This is a genomic window from Streptomyces sp. KR55 (assembly GCF_052245645.1).
Taxonomy (GTDB): domain Bacteria; phylum Actinomycetota; class Actinomycetes; order Streptomycetales; family Streptomycetaceae; genus Streptomyces; species Streptomyces flavusporus.
In genome coordinates, this window is the sequence record NZ_JBQQCE010000416.1 from 1 (window position 1) to 8,719 (window position 8,719).

The window sequence follows — 8,719 nt, forward strand, 5'->3', positions numbered from 1 at the left end:
CGCAGCAGCTCCACCGTGGTCAGCGCGGGGGACGGCGTCGGCAGCGGCAGGACGACAAGGGCAAGGTCGAGGGCTCCGCGGGCGAGCTCGCGTACGAGATCGTGCGAACCGCCCTCCTCGATCAGCAGCTGAATGCCCGGATAGCGGTCGTGGAAGGCGCGCAGCACGTCCGGCAGCAGGCCCGTGCACAGGCTCGGGGTCGCGCCCAGTCGCACCCGGCCCCGGCGCAGCTGCACCAGCTCCTGCACCTCGTGCCGCGCGGTGTCCGCGTCGGCCAGGATCCGCCGGGCCAGGGGCAGCAGGGCCTCGCCGGCATCGGTGAGGGTGATGTTCCCGCGCGCCCGCAGGAACAGATCGGCACCCAGCTCCCGCTCCAGCGCCTTGATCTGCTGGGACAGCGACGGCTGGGCGACATGGACGAGGTCGGCGGCCCGGGTGAAGTGCCGGGTCTCGGCGACCGCCACGAAGTACTGAAGCTGCTGGAACTGCACCCTGCCAGCATAGGCCAGGGCTATCGAATCAAGCCGGACCATGTCTTGGACCGATGGGGTCGTTCGGCCCTAGCGTCCTGAGACATGGCTCTGGCAACGCGGACGGACCGACGGCCGTCCATGGCACGCACGGTGTGGGACAGCTCCGTCGGCAAGAAGACCGTGATGGCGGTCAGCGGTCTGATCATGCTGCTGTACCTGGTCGTCCACATGATCGGCAATCTGAAGATCTTCTTCGGGGAGGGCGAGTTCGACCACTACGCGCACTGGCTGCGTACCGTCGGCGAGCCGTTCATGCACTACGAGTGGACGCTGTGGCTCGTCCGGATCGTGCTGGTGGTCGCCGTCGTCGCCCACGCGGTCTCGGCGTACCAGCTCAGCCGCCGCGACATCAAGGCGCGCCCCAGCAAGTACGTCCACAAGAAGCCGCGGGCCTCCTACGCGACACGCACCATGCGCTGGGGCGGGATCATCCTCGGCCTGTTCATCGTCTGGCACATCCTCGACCTGACGACCGGCACCGTGCACTCCGGCGGATTCCAGACCGGCCACCCCTACCAGAACGTCGTCGACACCTTCTCCACCTGGTACGGCAACGTCATCTACATCGTCGCGATGCTCGCCCTCGGCCTGCACATCCGGCACGGCTTCTGGAGCGCCGCACAGACCCTCGGCGTCGGCAGCCGCACCCGTGACCGCGCCCTGAAGACCATCGCCAACGTCCTCGCGCTGCTGCTCACGGCCGGTTTCATCGCCGTACCCGTGGGCGTCATGACCGGAGTGGTGAGCTGACATGACCTCTTACGTGGATTACGCGACCGGTGAGCCGGTCCTCGACGCCAAGGCCCCGTCCGGCCCGATCAACGAGCGCTGGGACAAGCGCCGTTTCGAGGCCAAACTGGTCAACCCCGCCAACCGGCGCAAGCACACGGTGATCGTCGTCGGCACCGGCCTCGCGGGCGGCTCCGCCGGTGCCACGCTCGCCGAACAGGGCTACCACGTCGTCCAGTTCTGCTACCAGGACTCCCCGCGCCGCGCCCACTCCATCGCCGCGCAGGGCGGCATCAACGCCGCGAAGAACTACCGCAACGACGGCGACTCCATCCACCGCCTCTTCTACGACACCGTCAAGGGCGGCGACTTCCGGGCGCGGGAGTCGAATGTGCACCGGCTCGCGCAGATCTCCGTCGAGATCATCGACCAGTGCGTCGCGCAGGGCGTGCCCTTCGCCCGCGAGTACGGCGGTCTGCTCGACACGCGCTCCTTCGGCGGCGTCCAGGTGTCGCGTACGTTCTACGCCCGCGGCCAGACGGGCCAGCAGCTCCTGCTCGGCGCCTACCAGGCGCTCAGCAGGCAGATCGCCGCGGGGAACGTCGAGATGCACCCCCGTACCGAGATGCTGGATCTGGTCGTCGTCGACGGGCGGGCGCGCGGGATCGTGGCGCGCGACCTGATCACCGGCAAGATCGACACGTACTTCGCGGACGCCGTCGTACTCGCCAGCGGTGGGTACGGAAACGTCTTCTACCTGTCGACCAACGCGATGAACTCCAACGCCACCGCCATCTGGCGGGCGCACCGGCGCGGCGCGTACTTCGCGAACCCCTGCTTCACCCAGATCCACCCCACCTGCATCCCGCGCACCGGCGACCACCAGTCCAAGCTCACCCTCATGAGCGAGTCACTGCGCAACGACGGCCGTATCTGGGTGCCGAAGGCCAAGGGCGACACCCGGCCGGCGAGCCAGATCCCCGAGGACGAGCGCGACTACTACCTGGAGCGGATCTACCCGTCCTTCGGCAACCTCGTCCCCCGCGACATCGCCTCCCGCGCCGCGAAGAACGTCTGCGACGAGGGCAGGGGAGTGGGCCCCGGCGGGCAGGGCGTCTACCTCGACTTCGCGGACGCCATCAAGCGCATGGGCCGGGGGGCCGTCGAGGCCAAGTACGGCAACCTGTTCGACATGTACCAGCGGATCACCGACGAGGATCCGTACGAGGTGCCGATGCGGATCTACCCCGCCGTGCATTACACGATGGGCGGCCTCTGGGTCGACTACGATCTGCAGACCACCATCCCCGGCCTGTTCGCGATCGGCGAGGCCAACTTCTCCGACCACGGAGCCAACCGCCTCGGCGCCTCCGCGCTGATGCAGGGCCTCGCCGACGGCTACTTCGTGCTGCCGGCCACCATCAACGACTACCTCGCCCGCAACCCGCACCAGGACTCGGTCACCGACGAACACCCGGTCGTCCAGGAGGTGCTGGCCGAGACCCAGGACCGGCTCAACCTGCTGCTGTCCGTCGACGGCGACCGCACCCCCGACTCCTTCCACCGCGAAGTCGGCGAGCTGATGTGGGAGTTCTGCGGAATGGCCCGCACGGACGCCGGGCTGCGCAAGGCACTCGAGCGCATCCCGCAGATCCGCGAGGAGTTCTGGCGGCGGATCAAGGTGCCCGGAACCGGTGAGGAGTTCAACCAGTCCCTGGAGAAGGCCAACCGCATCGTCGACTACCTGGAGCTCGCCGAGCTCATGTGCCTCGACGCGCTGCACCGCTCCGAGTCCTGCGGCGGCCACTTCCGCGAGGAGTCGCAGACCCCGGACGGCGAGGCCGCGCGCAGGGACGACGAGTTCTCCTACGCCGCCGCCTGGGAGTTCACCGGCACCGGCGAGGCGCCCGTCCTGCACAAGGAAGACCTGGTCTTCGAGTACGTCCACCCCACCCAGCGGAGCTACGCATGAAGCTCACCCTGCGCGTCTGGCGGCAGCAGAACGCCGACGCCGACGGCACCATGTCCACGTACGAGGTGGACGGCATCTCCCCCGACATGTCCTTCCTGGAGATGCTCGACACCCTCAACGAGGAGCTCATCCTCAAGGGCGAGGACCCGGTCGCCTTCGACCACGACTGCCGCGAGGGCATCTGCGGTGCCTGCTCGCTCGTCATCAACGGCGACGCGCACGGTCCCGAGCGCACCACCAGCTGCCAGCTGCACATGCGGTCCTTCCAGGACGGCGACACGATCGACATCGAGCCGTGGCGTGCCTCCGCCTTCCCGGTGATCAAGGACCTGGTGGTCGACCGGTCCGCCTTCGACCGGATCATCCAGGCCGGTGGCTACATCACCGCCCCGACCGGCTCCGCGCCCGAGGCCCACGCCACGCCGGTGCCGAAGCCCGACGCCGACTTCGCCTTCGAGCACGCCGAGTGCATCGGCTGCGGCGCCTGCGTGGCCGCCTGCCCGAACGGCTCGGCGATGCTCTTCACCTCCGCCAAGGTCAACCACCTGAACGTGCTCCCGCAGGGCGCACCGGAGCGTGAGAGCCGCGTCCTCGACATGGTGGCGCAGATGGACGAGGAGGGCTTCGGCGGCTGCACCCTCACCGGGGAGTGCGCCACCGCCTGCCCGAAGGGCATCCCGCTGATGTCCATCACCGGCATGAACAAGGAATGGCTGCGCGCCACCCGCAAGGCGGCCAAGAGGTAGCCCTGCCCAGGTGGGAGAGACGTTCGCCGAAAAGGTGCGGACGGGCGGGACCGGGGGTGGTGCTCATCCCGGTCCCGTCTCGCTTTCCCGCCCGCCCCTGGCATTCAACATCCGCACATCCCCGCTCCGGCCACCGGTCACGCACACGCCAACCGGCATCGGAAGAACTGTGGCGGCAGGCCGAACGACCCGGCCCGCCCGCTGCCGTCGTCGAACCGGCCCGTGACCAGGAGTGTGCCATGACCGGCGTTTCCACCCTCGATCGTCCCCCGCAGCCAGCGGCACCCCCCCGCTACACCGTCACCCTCGCCCGCGACGAGGACGACGTGCGGGCCGCTCAGCAGCTGCGGCACGACGTCTTCGCCGGCGAAATGGGTGCGCTGCTCGCCACACCGCAGCCGGGGCTCGACATCGACTCCTTCGACGCGTACTGCGACCACCTGCTGGTCCGCGACACGCTCACCGGTCAGGTCGTCGGCACCTACCGGCTGCTGCCGCCCGAGCGGGCCTCGGTCGCCGGCCGGCTGTACTCCGAGGGCGAGTTCGACCTGACCCGGCTCGATCCGATCCGCCCCGGCCTCGTCGAGGTCGGCCGCTCCTGTGTGCACCCGGACCACCGCGACGGCACCGTCATCGGCCTGATCTGGGCCGGGATAGCGCGGTACATGGTCGACCGCGGCCACGAGTGGCTGGCCGGCTGCTGCTCCATCCCGCTCGCCGACGGAGGCACCCTCGCGGCCGCCACCTGGGACCGGGTGCAGGCCAAGAACCTGGCCCCCGAGGAGTACCGCGTCCAGCCGCTGCTGCCCTGGGTCGCCGACGGCGTCGCCCGCCCGGCCGAGCGCACCGAACTCCCGCCGCTGCTGCGCGGTTACGTCCGCCTGGGCGCCTGGGTGTGCGGTCAGCCCGCGCACGATGCCGACTTCGGCGTGGCCGACCTGTACGTGCTGCTGTCGATGCGCCGGGTCAACCCGCGCTATCTGCGGCACTTCCTCTCGCTCGTCCCGGCCTGATGAGCGTCACGCGTACGGGGCTGCCGCACCGCCTCCGCCCGGGCGCGGCTGTCCTGTCGGCCGGTCGGGTACGGACACCAAGACGCGAGCGTGGGACGGCGGCCGTGCCCCGTCCCGTCGTACCGAGCAGCGCGTGGCTGCCCACCGCGCCCTGCTCCCCGCAGGTCTGCGTCACGTCCGTCCGGTCCCTGACGGACGTGCCGCGCGCCGTGCTGCGGATCGGGGCACTGCTGGCGACGCTCCTGGTGGGCGTCGTGCTGCTGCCAGTGCTCGGGAGCGTGCCCGCCTCCCGGCGCGATGCGCTGATCCGCCGGTGGAGCCTGGCCGTGGTCCGGGCCGCCGGCGTCCGTGTCCGCATCAGCGGTGCGGCCGCGCCCACCGGTGGCCTGCTGCTCGTCGCCAACCACATCTCATGGCTGGACATCCCGTTGCTCGCCGCCGTGCGCCCGGCCCGGATGCTCGCCAAGGCGGAGATCCGGCAGTGGCCGGTGGCGGGTGCGCTCACCGCGCGCAGCGGCGCCCTGTTCATCGAGCGGGACCGGCTGCGCGCACTGCCTCGGACGGTCGCCCGCATCGCCGATGCGCTGCGCGGTGGTGCCGCGGTCGTGGCCTTCCCCGAGGGCAGCACCTGGTGCGGCCGGGCTCAGGGACACTTCCGACGGGCGGTGTTCCAGGGCGCCCTCGACGCGGCCGTCGCCGTCCAGCCGGTCCGCCTCCACTACCGGTTCGAGGGTGGCCCCGCGAGCACCGCGCCCGCCTTCGTCGGCGAGGACTCACTGCTCGCCTCGCTGTGGCGGGTGGTCTCGGCACGCGGACTCGTCGCCGAGGTCGAGATACGGGACGAGATCCCGGCGGGCAGCCACCCCGACCGCCGAGCACTCGCTCATGCCGCCCAGCCCGGCCTGATGGGCGGCGAGCTCGAATGGGCCCACGTCGCCCTGGTCTCCGAGCAGTCGCGGGCCAGGACCTGCGAGGCAGATGTGCCGACCGCGCGGCAGGGCTGAACGCTCAACGCAGGTGACCGGGCGCGGGTGTACGCGGCGGACGGTGCGATCGAGGTGCACGTCCGCCAGGAGGCGGAGCTGTGGAGTCGGCCGTCCGGCCCATATACACATCGGCCGGATTTGACGCTGCGTGGACCGGACTCACCCGGAATTCTGTGGGTCCGTTAGCGGGAAGCGTCGCAGAGGACCGCAGTGCACGTCACGGCGCCCTCTCGGGGGAGGACGTCGGGGTGGGGACTTCCACGCAGGAACGGCGAGAACGCTATTTCCAGGCCATCTCGGTTCATGCCGCGCCAACCTCGGCCACGACGCCCGACGACGCGCCCAAGGCCGCACCGGTTGCGAACAAGGCAACGCGTACCCGGTCCACAGAAGCGACCAGACGACTGTGTGCGGCCGCGCACGCTCGTCCCGATCGGCTGGAGCCGCTCAGAGCGGCATCGCGGCACCTGGCGACTCATGGCTGGGGTCTCGCCTCGGCGCGCGCCCTTCTGGCGGACGAACGTCCCCGGCCGGAGCTGGCAGGCACCACCTGCCCGCCCCTGGGCGAGCCACTCGCCAGGTGGGCGATCGGGAAGATACTCCTGTCACGCATGCGCGTGGTGCCCTCCTACGGCTTCGACCTCGGGCCCGTCCTCGCGCACTGCCTCGCCGCGCGCAGGCAGTGGCGCCTGCGCCGCACGGCACTCGCGATCATCCTGGGCTGGATCGCCTACCGCTTCCCGCTCGGTGTGGCTCTGTGGGCCATTGCGGCCGCGCTTGCGGTGGCGGTCGCCCGGCCCTCTCGGCGTACGCTGCGGCGCTCCAGGCCGTGGCGGCGCCGAATCGGCCGGGCCTGGAGCGGTGCGCTGGTGGTTCTCCTGCTTCCGCTGCTGGTGATGACGCTCCGTCCCACGAGCCGGGTGGGCGAGGAGACCCTCGTGGCGCTCGAGTACGCCACGCTGGCCTACCTGGGGGTGCGGATCATCGATCGGCTCGTCGCGGTCGTCTACGCCTTGCTCTGCGACCGGGGCGGTCGCCGTCCGTGGACGGGACCGCGACTGCGCGGCCGGATCGCCGCGATCGAACGCGCGCAGACCGGCAACGCCCTCCCCTATGAACTCCACGCGGGCTATTGGCGCTTCATCGGAGCCGGCAACTCCCTTTGGCGTCGGGCCACGATCAGTATCAAGCTGCAAGGCGAGAAGGACGACGAGGACGAGGAGGTCCGCAAGGACTTCGTTCCCTTCGGCACCGGCGAGCTCCTCACGGCGGTGAGCGAAGAACTGGATGACCTCCGGATCGCCGAGCCGCCCTTCCAACCGCTCGAGTGCGACGTCCAGTACGTGCGGGGCGGCCCGTCCCGGCGCTGGGCCCGCCTGCCGAGGAATCCCTCCGGCGACGACGCCGGCGAGGACGCCCTGTGGGGGCGGGAGCCGGACGAGAGAGGTTCCGGGATCGTCGTCCGCCGGTATTTGTCCGCGCAGGTCCAAACCTGGTCCGGTCAGCTGGTCGTCACCGTGCTGGCATCGGCGGTGATCGAAGGACAGGAACTGCACTTCGTCGTGCGCCCCCATGTCCTCCCGCCACTCTTCGACGATGTCGAGGAGGCCGTGGATCCCGAAGTGCTGCGCAGGATCACCATGTTCGCGCAGATCCCGGTTCAGGCCGTGGGCGATCTCGCGGCCCTGGGCCACGGGTGGTGGCGCTTCCTGAGGTGGTGGGCGGGCGAGAGCGATGAGACGGCGTCGAGCGAGCAGTTGGCGGACGTCCCGAAGCGGCCGATGCCGACCAGCCTGCGAGAGCGCTGTTCGCCCGTCTACACAGGTGACATGCACGTGTCCGAGGACGCCGTACGGCATGTGGCGATCGTCCAGTCGTCGATGTTCTCCACGGTCGAGGAGTTCCTTGAGTTCAAGGGAGTCGACGTCACGGAGTTCAAACGCCAGGTGCAGAAGATCATGACGGTCATCCACGCGGGCGACAACAACATCATTCAGGCGGTCACCGCGGGCCGGGACGCCCGCGACATACGCCAGGGTCCGGACAACGCACAGGACCGGCAGGCCGGTCGGCACGCCGGCGGGGACGAGAGCGACAAGGCGACAGAGAAGGGTGACGAGGAATGAACCGATCTCGACGCGAGGGCGGCTGGAGGAGCGGCGAAGGCCGTCGACAGGTCTCGTCGAACGTGAGGGCGGGCAGCAACAGCAACATCCAGGCGACCACCGCGGGAGGAGACGTCAGCAACGTCAGCCAGTCGGTGTCGCGCCCGGCCGACGATCCGGCGGTGGCCGAAGTCCGCGCCAGCCTCCGGGAGTTCCGGGACGCCCTGTCCCGGTTAGGCGCCTGCGAGGACCGGGACGCCGGACTGCGCGCAGCCGACCGTATCGAGCGCGCTCTCGACAACCCGGCGGACCAACGCGACACCATTGAGGGCGCGGCCGACACGATCGGTCTCATGGGCCGGACCGTTGCGGCTCTGGCGGGCGCGGCGACCGCCGTGCAGCAGGCCGTGAACTCGCTGTTCTGAAGCCTCCGCATGCTACGCGGAGGGAAGCGTCTCTGATCAGCTAAGCGATCCCATGCGAGGCGTAGTGTCTGGCACGGGTGGTGCCCACCTGGGTGGGGTGGCGTGGGCGTGCAGGTGGAATCCTGCGCCCAGTGCTGCCCCTCTCGGCCGGTGTCGGCGGGTGGTGGGTGTGCTGATCGTCGTCACGCCCTGGTGCCGGTGGGCTGCGCG

At 70.2% G+C, this 8,719-nt stretch carries 8 protein-coding genes; 7 read left to right on the top strand and 1 reads right to left on the bottom strand.

Features of this window, described 5'->3' with window-relative positions; translation table 11 throughout:
- On the bottom strand, window positions 1-491 hold a 491-nt coding region (locus tag ACTWQJ_RS39880), incomplete at its 3' end, for a LysR family transcriptional regulator (protein ID WP_443311328.1).
- Window positions 492-611: 120 nt separating this feature from the next.
- Between ACTWQJ_RS39880 and ACTWQJ_RS39885 the strand changes: the two genes are divergently transcribed.
- The 7 genes from ACTWQJ_RS39885 to ACTWQJ_RS39915 all read left to right on the top strand — a co-directional run bounded on the left by ACTWQJ_RS39885 (window position 612) and on the right by ACTWQJ_RS39915 (window position 8,509).
- Complete coding sequence (locus ACTWQJ_RS39885) at window positions 612-1,283, top strand: succinate dehydrogenase (RefSeq protein ID WP_443311335.1); 672 nt, start codon at window positions 612-614, stop codon at window positions 1,281-1,283.
- 1 nt (window position 1,284) lies between these two features.
- On the top strand, window positions 1,285-3,234 hold the full coding sequence (locus ACTWQJ_RS39890) for a fumarate reductase/succinate dehydrogenase flavoprotein subunit (protein WP_443311329.1): 1,950 nt from the start codon (window positions 1,285-1,287) through the stop codon (window positions 3,232-3,234).
- On the top strand, window positions 3,231-3,980 hold the full coding sequence (locus tag ACTWQJ_RS39895; RefSeq protein WP_443311330.1) for a succinate dehydrogenase/fumarate reductase iron-sulfur subunit: 750 nt from the start codon (window positions 3,231-3,233) through the stop codon (window positions 3,978-3,980). The genes ACTWQJ_RS39890 and ACTWQJ_RS39895 overlap by 4 nt, the downstream gene beginning before the upstream one ends.
- 239 nt (window positions 3,981-4,219) lie before the next feature.
- Window positions 4,220-4,993 carry a GNAT family N-acetyltransferase gene (locus tag ACTWQJ_RS39900; protein WP_443311331.1) on the top strand — a complete coding sequence of 258 codons (774 nt, stop codon included), beginning with the start codon at window positions 4,220-4,222 and terminating at the stop codon, window positions 4,991-4,993.
- Between the two features lie 104 nt (window positions 4,994-5,097).
- A complete protein-coding gene (locus tag ACTWQJ_RS39905) occupies window positions 5,098-5,997 on the top strand; it encodes a lysophospholipid acyltransferase family protein (protein ID WP_443311332.1) in 900 nt (299 codons plus the stop codon).
- 593 nt (window positions 5,998-6,590) lie between these two features.
- The gene (locus tag ACTWQJ_RS39910; protein ID WP_443311333.1) at window positions 6,591-8,105 is read left to right on the top strand and encodes a hypothetical protein; all 1,515 of its coding nucleotides are present in this window, start codon (window positions 6,591-6,593) and stop codon (window positions 8,103-8,105) included.
- Window positions 8,102-8,509 (top strand): hypothetical protein, encoded by a 408-nt coding sequence (locus ACTWQJ_RS39915; RefSeq protein ID WP_443311334.1) that lies wholly within the window; start codon window positions 8,102-8,104, stop codon window positions 8,507-8,509. The genes ACTWQJ_RS39910 and ACTWQJ_RS39915 overlap by 4 nt, the downstream gene beginning before the upstream one ends.
- The last annotated feature ends 210 nt before the right edge of the window (window positions 8,510-8,719 follow it).

Bases quoted from the DNA above. Each gene is read 5' to 3' on its own strand.
- ACTWQJ_RS39915 (WP_443311334.1), top strand. From the start codon at position 8,102: ATGAACCGATCTCGACGCGAGGGCGGCTGGAGGAGCGGCGAAGGCCGT.
- ACTWQJ_RS39895 (WP_443311330.1), top strand. From the start codon at position 3,231: ATGAAGCTCACCCTGCGCGTCTGGCGGCAGCAGAACGCCGACGCCGAC.
- ACTWQJ_RS39910 (WP_443311333.1), top strand. From the start codon at position 6,591: ATGCGCGTGGTGCCCTCCTACGGCTTCGACCTCGGGCCCGTCCTCGCG.
- ACTWQJ_RS39900 (WP_443311331.1), top strand. From the start codon at position 4,220: ATGACCGGCGTTTCCACCCTCGATCGTCCCCCGCAGCCAGCGGCACCC.
- ACTWQJ_RS39885 (WP_443311335.1), top strand. From the start codon at position 612: ATGGCACGCACGGTGTGGGACAGCTCCGTCGGCAAGAAGACCGTGATG.
- ACTWQJ_RS39890 (WP_443311329.1), top strand. From the start codon at position 1,285: ATGACCTCTTACGTGGATTACGCGACCGGTGAGCCGGTCCTCGACGCC.